Here is a 17,819-nt window from a genome sequence, read left to right as displayed (position 1 = left end):
GGTAGAGCCCCAGAGATTTATATCGAACGCGAAGTAGGAGGCTCATGGAGCCGAGTGACGTTCAGCATAGGAAATAACGCGTCCTTTTCTGGACCTCATGGCAATTATCGCGTGAGGGTCAGAAATTCGGAGGCTGCGCCTAAATCCTATTCAGGGACCGTCCGCTACGGACGTTAAGTCTAGATCGGCGCAGGGCGCGAGATGAGCATTTGAACGCCCTGCGTTTTTATCGGAGTAGTTTATGCTTGCTCATCGACTGCGAAGTCTTTTCGAGATGACCAAGCAAAGTAGGCGAGTGCATTAACTGCCTTGTTGGCATCAATCATTCCTTGCCTCCATGGCCAGAACAGTGGTTCTTGCTTTTGTTGTTCGGTATAACTAGACATCCAAGATGTTTGTTCTTCAAGCCTTTGGTCAAATAGCGCGATCGCGTTGAATTTGACGTGAAGGTCTGCCTGGTGGCCGTCTTTATCGACCGCGTTGGTGCCATCGATGAAAACACCAAATGCCTGCTCGCTGATCAGTTTGTTTTCATACAGCTTACGACCAACTTGTTTAAGCTCCATGTTTGTGATGTGGGTCATGTCGTATTTTTTTAAAAATTTCTTTAAGTCGGAAATTTGCACATCGTCTTTGAGTGTTAACACCTTTGCCGCTTGCGAATCGTCTTTGACAGTGAAATCAGTGATCACCTTTTTGGGTTCTTTAATTATGTATCCCGGATCTTGTTTGCTGATTTTTCCTGTCGACGTAGGCGAAGAGATGATCATCTTCTAATTCTCCAGCAATCGAAAGCTACCTCCCTGTATCGACCTCAGTTGATCACACTTTAAAAAAAGCCCCGCGTCCGAATAGGCCGCAGGGCTAAAAATTGGCTGGATGCGACCAACCAAAGGAGCTCTTTACATCACTTGTTGCTGGCGACCACCGTGTCCGGCTGCCAGCCACCACCCAAGGCTTTGTAGATCGCGACGATGCCGCGATACAGGTCCACTTCGGCCTGGGCCTGGGAGTCTTCGGCGGCCAGGCGCTCGCGTTGCGCGTCGAGCAGCACCAGGAAGTCCACGGTACCTTCGCGATAGCGAATGGCGGCGAGGTCGGCGGCGGCGCGGCTGGATTCGCTTTGGCGGATCAGCGACACCAGGCGTTGCTGGCGCTTGCCGTAGTCGCTGAACGCGTTCTCGGACTCTTCGAGCGCTAGCAATACTTGCTGCTCGTAGGTCGCCAGCGCGCCATCGGCTTCGGCATTTGCACCGCGCAAACGGGCACGCACGCTGCCCAGGTCGAAGGCGGCCCAGGTAATGCTCGGGCCGAGGGACCAGGCGTTGGCAGCCGCCGAGCCGATCTGCGAACCACGCCCGGCCGTAAAACCGAGGAAGCCGCTGAGGCTGACCCGTGGGAACAGGTCGGCCTTGGCCACGCCGATCCGCGCGGTAGCAGCGGCCAATTTACGTTCGGCGCTGAGGATGTCCGGGCGACGTTGCAGCAGTTGCCCCGGGTCGCCAATCGGCAACGCCTTGGCAATCGCCGGCAGGTCTTTGGGGCTCAGGTCCACCGTCAACTTGTCCGGGCGTTGGCCGAGGAGGGTAGCGATGCGGTTACGCTCGCGCACCTGTTCAGCCTGCAATTGCGGCACGCTGGCTTCGACCGCTGCCAAGCGCGCATCGGCACGTTCCACATCCAACTGATCGCCCACGCCGGCATCGCGCAGGCTGACGGTGATGGTGCGCGATTCCTGCTGGTTTTTCAGGTTGTCCAAAGCAATGCGTTCGCGCAGTTGAGCGCCACGCAGTTGACCGTAAGCATCCACCAGCTCGGCAATCATGGTGACTTGCAGTTGGTACAGGTCGGCTTCGGCTACTTGTTGGTCTGCGTCGCTGGCCTCCAGGTTGCGGCGAATACGACCGAACAGGTCCACCTCCCACGCCATGTCCAGGCCCAGGTCATAGCGCTCGCTGTTGACGCGCTTGGTAGTCTGGCCGGGGATCTGGCCCTTGCCCACATCGCTGCTGGCGCGGGAGGTGACCACGGGCATGATGTCAGTGGCCACGTCATCACGGATCGCACGGGCTGCCCGCAGGCGGGCAAAGGCCACGCGCAGGTCACGGTTACCGCTCAGCGACTGAGTGACCAGTTGATTGAGGGTCGGGTCGTCGAACTGCTGCCACCAGATGCCTTCGTACTTGGCGTGGTCATACTGCTTGGCATCGGCGGCGGCCGTGATATTGGCCGCCTCCAGCTTCTCGGTTTTATAGTCCGGGCCTACGGCACAGGCGCTCAGTGCCAGTACCAGCAAGCTCGGCAGGAATACTTTCACGCTCATTGCTGTGTCTCCAGCTTCAAGGCCTTGGCCGCTTTGCGTGCTTCGCTGCGCTCCACATAACGACGGATCAGTACGTAGAACACTGGCGTCAGTAACAGACCGAAGAAGGTCACACCGATCATCCCGGAGAACACCGCCACGCCCATGGCATGACGCATCTCGGCACCCGCACCGCTGGACAACACCAGTGGCACCACACCCATGATGAACGCGAACGAGGTCATCAGGATCGGCCGCAGACGCAGACGGCAGGCTTCCAGTACCGCAGCCAGTGGGTCGAGACCCTCCGCTTGTTTGTCCTTGGCAAACTCGACGATCAGAATCGCGTTCTTACAGGCCAGTCCCACCAGTACGATCAGGCCGATCTGGGTGAAGATGTTGTTGTCACCGCCCGAGATAATCACCCCGGTGATGGCCGACAGCAGCGTCATCGGCACGATCAGGATCACCGCCAGTGGCAGGCTCCAGCTTTCGTATTGGGCCGCCAGTACCAGGAACGCCAACAGCACGCACAGTGGGAACACGAACAGTGCGGTATTGCCCGAGAGGATTTGCTGATAAGTCAGGTCGGTCCACTCGTAGGTCATGCCGTTGGGCAGTTCTTCTTTCAGCAGTTTTTCAATCGCCGCTTCTGCCTGGCCCGAACTGTAGCCCGGTGCAGCGTTGCCGTTGATCTCTGCGGTGATGAAGCCGTTGTAGTGCATCACGCGGTCGGGGCCCGAGGTGTCGCTGACCTTGATGAAGGTCGCCAGCGGGATCATCTCGCCTTTGTTGTTGCGTACTTTCAACTGGCCGATCTGGTCTTCATCCAGGCGGAACTGTTGCTCAGCCTGTACGTTGACTTGGTACGTGCGGCCAAAGCGGTTGAAGTCGTTGGCATACAGCGAACCCAGGTAGATCTGCAAAGTGTCGAAGATGTCGCTGATCGCCACGCCGTGGGTCTTGGCCTTTTCGCGGTCGATCGCAGCATCGACCTGTGGCACGTTGACCGTATAGCTGGTGAACAGGCCGAACAGCTCCGGTGTCGTGCGGCTCTTGGTGATGACGTTCTGCACTTCTTTGTACAGCTCGTCGTAACCCAGGTTGCCACGGTCTTCGATCTGCAGGCGGAAACCACCAATCGTACCCAGGCCCTGTACCGGCGGCGGCGGGAAGATCGCCATGTAGGCTTCCTGGATGCTGCTGTACTTGCCGTTCAGTGCGCCAGCGATTGCACCCGCCGACATGCTTGGGTCTTTACGCTGATCAAACGGTTTCAAGGTCACGAACACGATGCCGCTGTTCGGGCTGTTGGTGAAACCGTTGATCGACAGGCCCGGGAACGCCACGGCGCTTTCCACGCCAGGCTGTTTCAGGGCGATGTCGGACATGCGCTTGATCACGTCTTCGGTACGGTCCAGGCTTGCGGCGTCTGGCAATTGAGCGAAAGCCACCAGGTATTGCTTGTCCTGGGCCGGTACAAAACCGGTGGGCGTGTGGGCAAAACCCAGCCAGGTCAGCACCATCAAGCCGGCGTACAGGAACAGCGCGATACCACTGCCGCGAATCACTCGGCGCACGGTGCCGACGTAGCCATGGCTGGCCTTGTCGAAGAAGCGGTTGAACGGTTTGAACAACCAGCCACCGAGCAACTTGTCGAGGAACCGCGAGAACGCGTCCTTCGGTGCGTGGTGACCTTTGAGCAATACGGCTGCCAGTGCTGGCGACAGGGTCAGGGAGTTGAACGCCGAGATAACGGTCGAGATCGCAATGGTCAAGGCGAACTGTTTGTAGAACTGCCCCGTCAAGCCGCTGATGAAGGCCGCCGGGATGAACACCGCACACAGCACCAACGCGGTGGCGATGATCGGGCCGGTCACTTCGCTCATGGCTTTTTCAGTGGCGGGGAACGGTTCCAGGCCAAGCTCGATGTTCCGTTCGACGTTCTCCACCACCACGATGGCGTCGTCCACCACGATACCGATAGCCAGTACCAGGCCGAACAGCGACAGGGCGTTAAGCGAGAAGCCAAACAGGTGCATGACCGCAAACGTACCGATCAACGATACCGGCACCGCCACCAACGGAATGATCGAGGCGCGCCAGGTCTGCAGGAACAGGATGACCACCAGCACCACGAGGATCAGTGCTTCGAACAGGGTGTGCACCACCGCTTCGATGGAGCCCCGCACGAAGATGGTCGGGTCGTAGACGATGCTGTAGTCCATCCCTTGCGGGAAGCTTTTTTTCAGCTCTTCCATCTTGCCGCGGACTTCGTTGGAAATCTCGATGGCGTTGGAGCCCGGACGCTGGAAGATCGGGATCGCTACCGCCGGCTGGTTGTTGAGCAACGAGCGCAGCGCGTATTGGCTGGAACCCAGCTCTACCCGTGCGATGTCCTTGAGGCGGGTGATTTCACCGTTATCGCCTGCGCGAATAATGATGTTCTCGAACTCTTCCTCGGTCACCAGGCGGCCTTGGGTGTTCACCGACAGTTGGAAGCTGGTGGCATTCGGCGCAGGTTGTGCACCCAGCGCACCGGCGGCCACTTGACGGTTCTGCTCACGGATCGCATTGACCACGTCGGTGGCGGTCAAATTGCGCGAGGCGGTCTTGTTCGGATCGAGCCAGACACGCAGGGAGTAGTCGCCCATGCCGAACAACTGCACGTCACCCACACCGCCCAAACGCGCCAACTCATCCTTCACGTTAAGCAAGGCGTAGTTGGACAGGTAAAGCATGTCGTAACGCTGATCCGGGGAGGTCAAGTGCACCACCATGGTCAGGTCAGGGGAGGCCTTGTCCACGGTAATACCGATGCGTGTCACTTCCTCCGGCAGTTTTGGCTGAGTCCGGGTGACGCGGTTTTGCACCTGCACCTGCGCGTTGTCCAGGTCAGTGCCCAGGGCGAAGGTAATAGTGAGGGTCAGCTTGCCATCGGCGGTCGACTGCGAAGACATGTACAGCATGTTTTCGACGCCGGTGATGGCTTGCTCCAAAGGGGCCGCCACGGTTTCACCGATGACTTTAGGGTTGGCACCCGGGAAGTTGGCGCGGACCACCACGGTCGGCGGCACCACTTCCGGGTATTCGCTGATCGGCAATTGGAACAGCGAGATCGCACCGGCGATCAGGATCAACAGCGACAGCACCGCTGCGAAGATCGGCCGCGAAATGAAGAACTTGGAAAAATTCATCTTGAGTCGTATCCCTTAACCGCGTGGAGTCGCAACGGCTGCGAGCTTGGGCGCGGTTTTTTCCGGCGCCACTTGCTCCAGGTTGCTGGCTTCAAGCGCTTGTCGTTGTTGGGCCAAGGCGGCGAGGGTTTCCTTGCTGGCCATCGGGATGGTTTCCGGGGCGACCGGCGAGCCAGGACGCACGCGCTGCAAGCCCTTGACGATAATGGTGTCGTCCTTGTTCAGGCCGCTGCGCACGATGCGCAAACCTTCGATTTTCGGCCCCAGTTCCACCGAACGATAAGCCGGCTTGTCGCCTTCCATCACCAGCACGAACTTCTTGCCCAGGTCAGTACCGACGGCTTCGTCGTTGATCAGCACAGCGGAGTAGGTGCCGCTGCCGACCAGCTTCAGGCGAGCATACAAACCAGGGGTGTATTCGCCCTTGCTGTTGTCGAACACGGCACGGCCACGGATGGTGCCGGTGGCCGGGTTGACCTGGTTGTCGACGAAGTTCATCTGGCCCAGGTGCGGGTTGCCGGTTTCGTTGGACAGGCCCAGGTACACCGGGGTGGTCGCGCCACGGCGGCCTTGGCGGGCCAGTTCGGTGTACTTAAGGAACACGCGCTCATCGGCGTCGAAGTAGGCGTAGACCTTGTCGGTGGAAACCACGCTGGTCAGCGGGGTAACGTCGGCGGTCACCAGGTTGCCGGCAGTGATTTCGGCACGGCTGACGCGACCGCTGATCGGCGAGGTCACGCGGGTGAAGCTCAGGTTCAACTTGGCCAGGTCCAACTGCGCTTGAATGCCGGCGACAGCCGCGCGAGCTTCCTGGGCAGCGGTGGTGCGCGAGTCGGCCAGTTCGGCGGAAATCGCGTTGCTCTGGCGCAGGCGCTCGCCACGTTGGGCTTCGTTATCGCTGCGGGTGGCGGCGGCGCGGGTCTGTTGCAGTTGGGCTTCAAGACGACGCACTTCAGCCTGGAACGGACGCGGGTCGATTTGGAACAGCAGGTCGCCTTTCTTGACAAGGGCACCTTCGGTGAAGGCCACCTGGTCGATCTGGCCGGACACGCGCGGACGGATCTGCACGGTTTCGGGAGCTTCGAGGCGACCGGTGAATTCATCCCACTCGTTGACCGGCTGTTCAAGCACTTTGGCCACGCTGACCGCTGCAGCTGGCATGGCGGCCGCTTGCTCCGGGGTTTTGCCGCACGCGCTCATCACCACCACGGCCAAAATCGCCAGGGGGAAGCGCAAATGTTTGAGTGACTGTTCCATGAGGTGCATCCGCCAATGTATTTGAGATGGGCGGATCATGCGCGGCGAGGTGCTATGTCACGAATCGAATGAAGCAAAGGTAACTATCATTCGGAATGATATAAGCGCTGGAAAAGCCCTCTAGCATGGGCTTTTCGTTAGGGTGCTATCAATGGCCTTGATGACAAAGCATTGTTGCACGCAGCGCAATCATCCCTAAACGCCGGACACCCGCCTTATTGGCGTGCGTCATTGTGCGTCACATGAATATCCAGTGCGAAATGGTGGGCCCGGCGCTCCGTACGGAAAATCGACTGCAGTTGCCAGGGCTTGGAGCCTTGGCCGAAGACGCGTCTTTCAACGGGAGCACACCATGATTCAACACCTCAAGACCGCGAAGCCAGTGGCTGCGCAGGCTGAAATTGCCAGCCAGGTTCGCGACGTCGTGGCGGACATCATTGCCAACGTCGGTCGCCGCGGTGACGCCGCGGTCCGCGAGTATTCCAAGCAGTTCGACCAGTGGGACCCCGTCAGCTTTCGTTTGTCGGATGAAGAAATCGCCGCCTGTGTTGCCAGTCTCTCGGAGCAGGAAATCGGCGATATCAAGTTCGCCCAAGAGCAGGTGCGCCGTTTTGCCCAGGTGCAAAAAGCCGCGTTGGTGGATGTTGAAGTCGAGACGCTGCCGGGGGTGATCCTTGGGCACAAGAACATCCCCGTGAACTCAGTGGGTTGCTACATTCCCGGCGGCAAGTACCCGTTGCTGGCCTCGGCTCACATGAGCGTGCTCACCGCCAAGGTGGCTGGCGTAAAACGCGTGGTGGCTGCTGCGCCGCCGTTTGATGGCCGACCGCATCCGGCGATCGTCACCGCGATGTACCTGGCGGGGGCCGACGAGATCTATTGCCTGGGCGGGGTGCAAGCCATCGCTGCGCTGGCGTTGGGCACTGACACCTTTGCGCCGGTGGACATGGTGGTCGGCCCCGGCAACGCCTATGTGGCGGAAGCCAAGCGCCAGCTGTACGGCAAGATCGGCATCGACCTGATCGCCGGCCCCACCGAGACGCTGGTGATCGCCGACGAAACCTCCGACGCAGAAATTGTCGTGGCCGACCTGCTGGGCCAGGCCGAACACGGGGTGAACTCCCCAGCGGTGTTCCTCACTAATTGCGCGGCGCTGGCCGATGCGATTCCTGCCGAGATCGAGCGCCAACTCGCCGTGCTGCCAACCGCCGCCGTTGCTTCGGTGGCCTGGCGTGACTACGGGGAGATCATCTTGTGCGACACGGTGGAAGAACTGGTGCAAGAGGCCGACCGCATCGCCTCCGAGCACGTCCAGGTGATGACCCGCGATCCACTGTATTTCCTGGAGCACATGACCAACTACGGTGCGCTGTTCCTGGGTGAGCGCACCAACGTGTCCTACGGCGACAAAGTCATCGGCACCAACCACACCCTGCCTACCACCAAGTCGGCGCGCTACACCGGTGGGCTGTGGGTCGGCAAGTTCATCAAGACGTGCACCTATCAGCATGTGCTGACGGATGAGGCCTCGGTGCTGGTGGGCGAGTACTGCTCCCGCCTCTGCGGGATGGAAGGTTTTGCCGGTCACAAGGAGCAGGCCGATATCCGCATCCGGCGTTACAAGAAGACCGCTTGAACCCAACCCTGCTGCCCGCAATGGGCAGCAGGGGCAGGGCAGTCAGTCTTGCCCGCCCCAGACAATCCCCGCATTGTCCCCCGTCATATATTCGCGTACCTCGAACGGCAGCGATGCATCCCCCGGCAGCAGCACCGTGGCCTCGCGCAGGTGACGCTTGCGGATCAGCCCCTTTTCCACATAACCCAACGTCAGGCGCGTGGAAAACGGTTGTCGGTAAGACGACGACGCCACCCCCGTGACCAAACCATGCAGAAAACGAATCGGCCGACGATGCTGCGGGGTCAGGATCGAAAAAGTGATCTCGTTACGTTGCTTGCCTTCGAAGTCCACCATGAACAAACGGTCGCCGAGCAGCAGGCAAAACCCGTGGTAGGTGAATGAATAACCGGTCTTGCCGCTGCCATCCTGCAACGGGAAGCGCTCCACCGTGACGTACTGCACCATCGAGTCTGCACGGTACAGGCACGTGACCGAACGCAGGATGCGACCTTTATAGATCGACGAGTTGTGATAGCGGTAATACACGCCCAGGTAGTCGTCCAACCCTTGCACGGAGGCCTTGGCCAGTGGCAGGAAGTGGTTGAACTGCGCCGACGCCCGCAGGCCGATGGGCAATTCGTTCTCAAAGCCCTCGTAGAACTTCTTGAAGTCCGCCGGCTCCCGAAACAGGTCCTCGGCCTCCATCATGAAATAGCGGGCGATCTTCTGCAGGATCTTCTGCGACGGCACATGCTGGCCGGCCAGGTACTTGTTGAACTGTTGGCGGTTCACATCGATCTTGCGGCACATGTCAGCGACTGACCGGCACGACTCCACCAGCGTGGCGAGGTTTCTTTGTACGTTGCCTTGCAGGTCACTGCGCACTTGGTGGCGCTCACCATGGGAGGGGGCGGTTACAGCTGGCATGGGCGGATGTCTCTCCTCAGGTACGGCGTTTTATCGTTTTTTTCGTACAGTCAATCAGGCGCGAGCTGCGGTTTGCGCATGCTAGATAGTCTGCCTGCGAGCGTCTAGCCTCGCAGGCAGCGCCTGTCGCATGCAGCACATGTGCGTCGGTTTGCGTCACCCACGAGCCAGGTGCGAAATTGAGCCCGGTGCGTGATCTCTCGATACTCGAAGCCTGAATTCCAATAACGAAGGGGCCATAGCCCCTCGACAGGTGAACCATGCTATCGAGCAAACACGACAACTCCCTCGTTACCCCCAGAATCAAGAAAGCGCGGATGGCCACGTTCGCCGGTTTCATGATCATGGGCGCGCTGTTCTACACCTGGTCGGTCGGGGTGAGTGCGTTTCGCAACCACTTGGGCATGGAAGGCAGCCTTGGCGACCTTAACTTCGGCATGGTCGCCCTGGGGATCGCCATTGGCGGCACCATCGGCGCCTTTATCGTCGGGCACTTTGTCGACCGCTTCGGCCCGCGCAGTGTTATCCGTCTTATCTTGCTGGCCTACCCACTGTCGCTGATCGCCTTGGGATACGCCTCCGCGTACACCTTCGCGTTGATGTTCGGCTGCGTGCTGGGGGCGTTGCGTGGCGCCGTGGACACCGCACTGAATGCCCACGGCGTGCAGGTCGAACGCTTCTACCAGCGCTCGATCATGTCGGCGTTTCATGCGTTCTTTTCGTTGGGCGGGTTTCTGTTTGGCATCCTGGCCAGTTACCTGGCCGGTTTTTCCACCGAAAGCGCGATGATTCCCTTCACCGTCGCCGGCCTGTCCCTGGCACTGCTCAGCCTGCTGACCAGCCAGTTCATGCTCAGCAAAGATGAGTTGTTGCCTGTGGCCGCCGAACCGGCCAAGGCCACCGCCGCGCCGCTGTCGCGTAATTGGAAGATCCTGATGCTGATGATCGCGTTCGGCGCACTGTTGATTGCCGGAATGATCAGCGAAAGCTCGGTCAGTGATTGGGGCCAGGAATTTCTGGTACGCGAGACCGGCATGACCATCTCCACCGCCGGCCTGGCCATCAGCTTCTTCACCGGCGCAGGGTTTATCGCACGCATGACCGGTGACTGGCTGGCCACCCGCATCGGCGCGGCGGCGATGGTGTTCTGCTGCGGCGTGATCTCGATCATCGGCATCTTCCTCTCCACCCTCAGCCACTCACCTGTGCTGGGCATGGCCGGTTTTGCCTTGCTCGGCCTGGGCCTGGCGTGCATCGCGCCACTGATGCTGTCGGCCGCAGGGCGCAAGGACCCGGCCAACTCGGGCCGCAACGTCGGCATCGTCAACGGCATCGGCTTTGGCGGCATGCTCGGCGGCCCGGCGATCTATTCCTACCTGGTGAGCACTTACGGGATTGGTGCGCTGTTCTACATGCCGCTGGTGCTCATGAGCCTGATCGCCATCTTCGGCCCACTGCTGATGCGCATAAAACCCGATGCCAAGCCATCCAAGCCGGCGCTGTCGGTCACTGCTGAATAACTGCGAGCGAGGCGGACATGAAGGTATTTCCTGAGGTCATCGTGATCGGCAGTGGTGTGGGGGGCGCAATGACCGCCCGCCGCCTGGCCGAGAATGGTGTGAATGTACTGATGCTTGAGCGCGGCGACTGGGTGCCCAAGGAACCGGACAACTGGCGCGTGGCCTCGGTGTTTTTCGACAAGAAGTACACCGCCCACGACACCTGGCTGGATGCCCGTGGCGAAGCGTTTCGCCCGAGCATTTACTACAACGTGGGCGGCTGCACCAAGTTCTACGGTGGTTCGATGATCCGCTATCGCGAGCGGGATTTTGAAGAACTGGTGCACGAGGAGGGCGTCTCACCGGCGTGGCCGGTCAGCTACGCCGAATTTGAGCCGTATTACACCCAGGCCGAGCAGATCTTCAAAGTGCACGGCGACGACAAGGACGACCCGTCAGCGCCATGGCGCAGTGCGCCGTATCCGTATCCTGCCGTGGCCTCTGCGCCTATCGTCGAGGCCATGTGCAAGGGTATGCGGGCCGCTGGCGCGCGCACCTCGGCCATGCCGCTGGCGGTAAATTACTCGAGCGAAGGCAATTGCACGCTGTGCAAAACCTGCGACGGATTCCCGTGCAAAATCTCGGCAAAAATGGAAGCGGAAACTGCGCTGGTACGCCCGGCCCTGGCCACGGGCAACGTCACGTTGCGTACCAACACCCTGGTCAAACGCCTGTTGTTGAGCCAAGACGGCAAGAAGGTCACCGGTGTGGTGGTTGAAACCGACGGCAAGAGCGAAGTGCTCACGGCCAGGCTCATCGTGGTGGCCTGTGGAGCGGTCAACAGTGCGGCGCTATTGCTGCGCTCAGCCTGCGAGGCGGCGCCCAACGGCGTGGCCAACAGCTCCGACGTGGTGGGTCGCCATTACATGGCGCATAAACAGACTGCGCTGATGGGGCTGTCGATGCGCCCCAACGACACGGTGTTCCAGAAAACCGTGTCGATGAACGAGTTCTACTTCGGCGCCCCGGATTACCCGTACCCGCTGGGGCATGCGCAGATGCTCGGCAAGCTGCAGGGCGGCATGCTGTCGGCCAATGTGCCGTTCATGCCCAAGGCGGTGGGTTCGACCATGGCCCGCCACAGCATGGACTGGATCGCCTTTTCCGAAGACCTGCCCGACCCCGAGAGCCGCATTGTGCTCAAGGACGGCCAAATCCAGATGGCGATCCGGCGCAACAACCTCGGGCCCCATCGGCGCTTCATCAAGAAGCTGGTGACGCTGCTGCGGGCCAGCGGCTACCCGATCGTGCTGACCAAGCCACTGCTCAAGCACTCCACGTCCCATCAGTGCGGCACGGTGCGGTTCGGCACCGACCCAAAAACCTCCGCGCTGGACATTTATTGCCGCAGCCACGACCACGCCAACCTGTTCGTGATCGATGCGTCGTTCATGCCCTCGTCGGCGGCGGTCAACCCGGCGCTGACCATCGCCGCTCAGGCGTTGCGCGCGGCCGAACACATCCTCCACACAGAATTTGGCATCACCCACATCAAGAGGCCTGACGACGTGCAGGCCCAACCCGTATTCATCTACGAAACAGCAGGAGCGCAGCATGACTGATACAAAAAAAACAAAAATGACCGGCGGGCAGATCGTGGTCGAGTACCTCATCCGCGAAAAAGTGCCGTACGTGTTTGGCATTCCCGGGCACGGCAACACCGCGCTGCTGGACGCCTTTGTTGATCGCAAGTCGGAGATCACCCTGGTGCCTGCGATGCATGAGCAAGGCGCCTCGCACATGGCCGACGGTTTCTACCGCGCCAGCGGGCAGATCGCGGCGGTGTGTGCGTCCATCGGCCCGGGTGCCACCAACACCTTGACCGGGATCGCGACCGCGTTCGCCGACTCGTTGCCGCAACTGGTGATCAGCGGCGGCGTACACACCTACATGCTCGGCAAAGGCGTGTTGCAGGAACTGGATCGCCCCCACGGCGACAACTTCCCGCGCATGGCCGAACCGGTGGTCAAGCGCTGGTGGCAGCCGGGCACCGTGGCCCAATTGCCGGGCGTGATGACCCAGGCGTTCAACGTGATGCTTGAGGGCCGTCGCGGCCCGACGCTGATCAACCTGCCGCAAGACCTGCAAGCCGAATGCGCCGAGATCGAGCTGCCTTCGCCGCAAACCCATCGCGGCCACGGCCGACTGCACGGCGACCCAGCAGACATTGCCCGTGCCGTGCAGTTGCTATTGTCAGCAGAGCGCCCGGTGATCATGGCCGGTGGCGGGGTGATCGCGGCCAACGCCAGCGACGACCTGGTGGCCATCGCCGAGCATGTGGGCGCAGCCGTGACCACCTCGTTCATGGGCAAGGGCTCGATCCCCGAAGATCATCCGTTGTACGCCTGGCCGTGCGGTGACCTGGGCTCGATTCCGGGCAACGCGATGACCCGCGAAGCTGACGTGATCCTGGCCATCGGTTGCCGTTTCAGCGACCGCATCACGTCTTCGTATCGTCCTGGCGTGACCTTCGACATTCCCAACAAGACCAAGCTGATCCAGATCGATATCGATGGCTTCGAACTGGGCAAGAACTACCCGGTGGAAGTGGGCATCGTCGGCGATGCCGGGCCGATCCTGCAGGACCTGCTGGCGGTACTGCGCAACAGTTGCCCAGCGCGGGACTACAGCACCTCGCCGATGTTCCAGCGCTTGCAGCACCTCAAGGCCAAGTGGGAAGAGCACCTGGCGCCGCTGCGTACGTGCAACCAGTCGCCGATGACGGTTTCCCAGGTGTTGTTCGAAGCCCGCAAGATCCTGCCGCGCAACACCATCGTGGTCACCGACTCGAGTAACCCGCAAAACCAGGTGTTCAACGAATTTCCGGTGTACGGGCCTAAACAGCACATCACGCCGGGCGGTTTCTCCGGTATCGGCTTCGCACTGCCGGCCGCCATCGGCGCCAAGATGGGCGCGCCAAACCAGCCGGTGGTTGCCATTTGCGGTGACGGTGCGTTCCTGCAAACCGGCCAGGAACTGGCGACTGCGGTGATGATGGGCGTTCCGGCGATTTTCCTGATCATCAACAACGGCGGCTGGGGCGCGATCCGTAACCTGCAACTGAACATGTTCGGTGAAGACCGCGAAATCATCACCGACTTCCGCACCCCGGATGGCGCGTCGTGGGAGGCCAATATCGCCGACTTCGCCAAGTCGCTGGGGGCTGCTGCCGAGCGTGTGACCGACCCGCTGCAGATCGGCGCCGCCGTGGACCGGGCACTGGCGTCCAACCGTCCGTACGTGATCGAGGCGATGTGCTCCATTGAGCGGCCGTGGAGCAACATGCACCCGACCGGCTGGTGGGACATCACCGTGCCGGACTACCTCGGCGAGTACCGCGATGAGTACGTGAAGAACCGCGGCTTCTGATTCCCGCGATCGAATCGCCTGTGTTCAGGGACGAACGCAGGCCTTCATGCACTGCCATAGGCCTGACAAATGACAAAAATCAATCAGCAGCGTGAGCTGCAATTCAGCGACCAGTTTGTAGCGTGTTACCTGGTCGAAAACGTTAAAGACTTCAAGGTGGAGGGGGGCGTAGCAGTCAACCTCGACCATGCCCCGATGCACATCGGCGGCCCTGTGCCCACTGTGGTGCCTGGCTGGAAATCCACCGTATTGTTCAATGCGGTGATTGCCAGTGCCAACCGTGTTGCGGTGTTTCGCGTGCGCAGCGAGGTTGACCTGGGCGGTATCGTGCTCGGTGAGTGGGACTGGTTCGGCAACCGCTTGGCCAAGTTCCCCCGCACCACGCCGCTGTACATCTCGCGCTACGACGAAATTGGCGATGTGCGCCTGGACCCGTATGCATTCGCCAACCAGCGGGCAGAGGCCGTCGACCTACGCGAATACGGCATCCGCCTGAACCTGTGGTGGGCGCCGACCAACACCGATTGCTACCTGCACAACGAGCATCCGTTCCTGGAAATCCACACCCAGATCCACGGTTCGGGGCGTATCCAGAAATTCCTGGCGCGCGATGAAAACACCCTTTACAAGCAGATCAGCATGGCGCCTGGTTACACCCATGACCCCTTTGTGCATGTCGATAATGCGGGCAACCCGACGTACCCCTGGCACCGCTATTGGTCCGATTCGGACGCGATCTGGCTGGCCATTGAATTTCATCCCAAGGCCTGAGGGCGCGCCATGAAGATAGCTGTTGTCACCTGGACCCTCGGCATCACGGCACCGGAGCAGGTGCTGGCCAAAGCGGTGGCGTTGGGGCTGGACGCGATCCAGTATTCCGGCGACCACCGCGACGTCTGCCCGGTGAACCTGCGCGAACAGGCACGGCAGGCAGGTATCGCTATCCTGGCGGTCGACCCGATCAACGGTGGGCCGCAGGACCCCGCCCAGGCCACGCCTGAAGACGCCCTGGCGTACTACCGCAAGGTGGTGGATTTTGCCGCCGCGCTGGGCAATGTCCCGGTCACGCTGCAAGGCCTGTCACTGTGGACGCGCAATTGCCCCGACACGGCCTCGGCGCGTGCGCGGTTGCTGGCGTGCTGCAAGGCGATTGACGCCTATGCGCAAGCACGCGGTGTGCCGACGCTGTACGAGCCCTGCAACCACTTCGAACTGCCGCTGATCAACACGGCGGCCCAATGCCGGGCGCTGATCCGTGAGGTGGGCGGCGAGAACCTGCGCATGGTGCTGGACAGCTTCCACATGAACATCAATGAACCCGACCCGCTGCAAACCTTGCGCGACCACGCAGGTTTGACGGCGATCTACCACATCTCGGATTCGGGACGCGGGGGCATAGGCAGCGGCCATATTGATTTCCAGGCGCAGCACCAGGCGTTGATGGCCAACGGGTTTGCAGGTGATGTGTCTATCGAGTTGGTGTTGCCCCAACTGTTGCCGGGGCAATCTCCCGTCAGTGAAGCGGATATGTTGGTGTTGGACGCCCAGGTACGCGACAGCGCCAGAAGCTGGCGTGGCTATTTCACAGCGATGCGTTGAGTTCGTCGATCAGCGTCTCACGGTACTTCAACGCCGATATCGCCTGCTCGCCCAACTTGCCGGCAACCGCGCTCAACAAACCCTGCGCCAGCAACATGAACGCGCACATGCTGTTGCTGAAAAACAGGCTGTGGTTGGGCACATAGAAACTGTGCAACGCCACCTTGGCCAGCGGCGAGCTGGCGGAGTCGGTCAGCGCAATGACCTTGATCCCGTGGCGGGCAGCGACCTCTGCCGTTGCGAGCACGCTGGGGGTGTAGGGGAAGCAGCTGGAAACCACCAACACATCGCCTTCTTCCAGCTGCGCCAGGGCATCGGCCACGCCCTGGCGGCTGGAGTCGAGCGCCGCCACATCCGGGCGCAACATGCCCAGGCCGTAAGACATGAACAACGCCAGCGAATTGAACTGGCGCATACCGTGGATTCTTATCCGGCGGGCACTGGCCAGCAGTTCGACGCTTTGTACGAAGACGTCGGCATCGACCTGTTCAATCATGCTGACGATGTTGGCACTTTCCTGCCGACCCAGGCGGGTCAGCTGGTTGAGAACGTCCTTGTCCTCGCTGTTGACCACCAGCCGCGAGGCCTGGTCGCTATAGAAGTGCTTGCCTTCGGTAATCTCCCGCCGGAACACATCCTGCAGTTTGCTGAAACCGCCATAACCCAGGCGCTGCGCCAGCCGTGACAGGGTCGAGGCGTTTACGCCCAGTTGTTCCGCAAGCTCGCTGATCGATGATACCGCCGTGCGTTGCGGGGATTCGATCAGCGCCATCAGGACGCGCCTGGAGCTGCTGCCCAACGCGATGTCGACCTCGCGCCGCTCGATGGCGGCGAGCAATTGCTTGAGACCATCCAGCGTGTCGGGAGGTGCAGTCAGGGCTTTATTCATCAACGGTATCCATGATTGGGTGAGCGCCAAACCTTCATCGACCTGAACAGGCGTCGATCAATGAGCGATGGACCACGCCTTCGGCATCGGGTTGGTCAGTGTTTGGCCGCGTATAGACGCGCCACTCTACAGTGTTGGCGCTGATCAGAAAAACGCCGGTTGCCAGGGTGTTTTCATCGTCCGGATCATCCGCAGCGCAACGGTAAACGGGCAGGGCGCCACCTGAAGTGTCACGCAGAATCTTCAGCGCTGTATCCGCATCCAGATCCGCCGTTATCCCGTGCAGCAGTTGGTCTACACACCGCTGCCTGGCACCTGAACTGGCGGTGATGCGTTGTTCGACCGGGTCCAGCGACAACGACACCAGATGGTTCGAATGCCCAGCCGGCCATTGCACTTCACTGACGTGACTGCCCTCGGCACACGCCTCGACACTGACCACGCGTGCGCTGCCGGCTTGGCCAAAGGTGTGGTGGAAGGCACCGGCGCGACCCGTGCGGGTGACGATACGAATCGCCTCGTCCACACAGGCGGCGTCCAGGGTTGCACGCGCCAGGATCTGCCGGGGGATGCCGACGGGGATCTGCGTTGGCCGGAGATTGTTCACGGTCGCCACTACGCCGCGCTCGTTCACGGCCAGGGTGTGTCCTGGCAGCGAGCCTGGGTAGACGAAACTGGTGAACGCAAGTCCTGCTTCGGGTGTGGCATGCAGCAGCGCACAGTGCCCGCGCAGTTGCGGGAAGCCGTCTTCGTTGTGCGCGATCAGCGTGCCGGTGTGTGTAGGTCCGAAAACGGTGGTGCAGCCGTCCACGCTTTGTGCGTGCACATAGTCACCCCGGCAGTTCCACATGAACACTTCATCGAGTGGCAACTGCAAACCATCGGCCAGCCCCTCGATTTCCTGCCAGTAACGCGGAAATTCGTTTTGCACCTGTTGGCGCATCTGCAAGGCTTTTGGTGTGGTTGCTTGCGCTGCCAGGTATTTCCAGAGCGCGAGCGGGCGCAGGTGCTCAAGCACCGCAGCGCGACCGAACACGCCCAACCCGTGGCCAATGGCGTAGGCGCTACCGTCAAGATGGATAGAAGGCAGTGTCATTGCAGC

Annotated in this window: 13 protein-coding genes; 6 read left to right on the top strand and 7 right to left on the bottom strand. The window is 60.8% G+C overall.

Features of this window, described 5'->3' with window-relative positions:
* Positions 1-239 precede the first annotated feature (239 nt).
* The 4 genes from CFE47_RS04270 to mexE all read right to left on the bottom strand — a co-directional run bounded on the left by CFE47_RS04270 (position 240) and on the right by mexE (position 6,756).
* Complete coding sequence (locus CFE47_RS04270; RefSeq protein ID WP_286835624.1) at positions 240-770, bottom strand: hypothetical protein; 531 nt, start codon at positions 768-770, stop codon at positions 240-242.
* A gap of 137 nt (positions 771-907) precedes the next feature.
* The gene (locus CFE47_RS04265; protein ID WP_286835623.1) at positions 908-2,323 is read right to left on the bottom strand and encodes an efflux transporter outer membrane subunit; all 1,416 of its coding nucleotides are present in this window, start codon (positions 2,321-2,323) and stop codon (positions 908-910) included.
* Positions 2,320-5,499: an efflux RND transporter permease subunit gene (locus CFE47_RS04260; RefSeq protein ID WP_185709875.1), complete on the bottom strand. Its 3,180-nt coding sequence runs from the start codon at positions 5,497-5,499 to the stop codon at positions 2,320-2,322. Before CFE47_RS04260 ends, CFE47_RS04265 begins: the two co-directional genes overlap by 4 nt.
* A 15-nt stretch (positions 5,500-5,514) precedes the next feature.
* Positions 5,515-6,756, bottom strand: a complete 1,242-nt coding sequence (gene mexE / locus CFE47_RS04255; RefSeq protein ID WP_185709874.1) for a multidrug efflux RND transporter periplasmic adaptor subunit MexE — start codon at positions 6,754-6,756, stop codon at positions 5,515-5,517.
* Between the two features lie 352 nt (positions 6,757-7,108).
* Here mexE and hisD point away from each other — a divergent pair, with 352 nt between their 5' ends.
* Positions 7,109-8,392 carry a histidinol dehydrogenase gene (hisD, locus tag CFE47_RS04250; protein ID WP_185709873.1) on the top strand — a complete coding sequence of 428 codons (1,284 nt, stop codon included), beginning with the start codon at positions 7,109-7,111 and terminating at the stop codon, positions 8,390-8,392.
* Positions 8,393-8,434: 42 nt separating this feature from the next.
* Here hisD and CFE47_RS04245 read toward each other — a convergent pair whose 3' ends face one another.
* Positions 8,435-9,301 (bottom strand): helix-turn-helix transcriptional regulator, encoded by an 867-nt coding sequence (locus CFE47_RS04245; RefSeq protein ID WP_185709872.1) that lies wholly within the window; start codon positions 9,299-9,301, stop codon positions 8,435-8,437.
* 317 nt (positions 9,302-9,618) lie between these two features.
* Between CFE47_RS04245 and CFE47_RS04240 the strand changes: the two genes are divergently transcribed.
* The 5 genes from CFE47_RS04240 to CFE47_RS04220 all read left to right on the top strand — a co-directional run bounded on the left by CFE47_RS04240 (position 9,619) and on the right by CFE47_RS04220 (position 15,828).
* On the top strand, positions 9,619-10,821 hold the full coding sequence (locus tag CFE47_RS04240; protein ID WP_233081585.1) for an MFS transporter: 1,203 nt from the start codon (positions 9,619-9,621) through the stop codon (positions 10,819-10,821).
* A 17-nt stretch (positions 10,822-10,838) separates the two neighbouring features.
* A complete protein-coding gene (locus CFE47_RS04235) occupies positions 10,839-12,422 on the top strand; it encodes a GMC family oxidoreductase (RefSeq protein ID WP_286835622.1) in 1,584 nt (527 codons plus the stop codon).
* Complete coding sequence (locus CFE47_RS04230; protein ID WP_286835621.1) at positions 12,415-14,229, top strand: thiamine pyrophosphate-binding protein; 1,815 nt, start codon at positions 12,415-12,417, stop codon at positions 14,227-14,229. Before CFE47_RS04235 ends, CFE47_RS04230 begins: the two co-directional genes overlap by 8 nt.
* Positions 14,230-14,298: 69 nt before the next feature.
* The gene (locus CFE47_RS04225) at positions 14,299-15,000 is read left to right on the top strand and encodes a hypothetical protein (RefSeq protein WP_286835620.1); all 702 of its coding nucleotides are present in this window, start codon (positions 14,299-14,301) and stop codon (positions 14,998-15,000) included.
* Between the two features lie 9 nt (positions 15,001-15,009).
* Entirely contained in the window at positions 15,010-15,828 is an 819-nt protein-coding gene (locus tag CFE47_RS04220; RefSeq protein WP_286835619.1) for a sugar phosphate isomerase/epimerase family protein, read from the top strand.
* Here CFE47_RS04220 and CFE47_RS04215 read toward each other — a convergent pair.
* Both CFE47_RS04215 and CFE47_RS04210 read right to left on the bottom strand, forming a co-directional pair.
* Positions 15,812-16,717, bottom strand: coding sequence for a MurR/RpiR family transcriptional regulator (locus CFE47_RS04215; RefSeq protein WP_286835618.1), 906 nt, complete (start codon positions 16,715-16,717; stop codon positions 15,812-15,814). The genes CFE47_RS04220 and CFE47_RS04215 overlap by 17 nt on opposite strands.
* 34 nt (positions 16,718-16,751) lie before the next feature.
* Positions 16,752-17,813: a C45 family autoproteolytic acyltransferase/hydrolase gene (locus CFE47_RS04210; protein WP_286835617.1), complete on the bottom strand. Its 1,062-nt coding sequence runs from the start codon at positions 17,811-17,813 to the stop codon at positions 16,752-16,754.
* Positions 17,814-17,819 lie beyond the last annotated feature (6 nt).

It is taken from the genome of Pseudomonas sp. PGPPP1, from assembly GCF_002255865.1.
Classification (GTDB): Bacteria; Pseudomonadota; Gammaproteobacteria; order Pseudomonadales; family Pseudomonadaceae; genus Aquipseudomonas; species Aquipseudomonas cremoris.
Note: the sequence above shows the minus strand (reverse complement) of the source record. Positions and strands in the feature narration are given on the sequence as shown.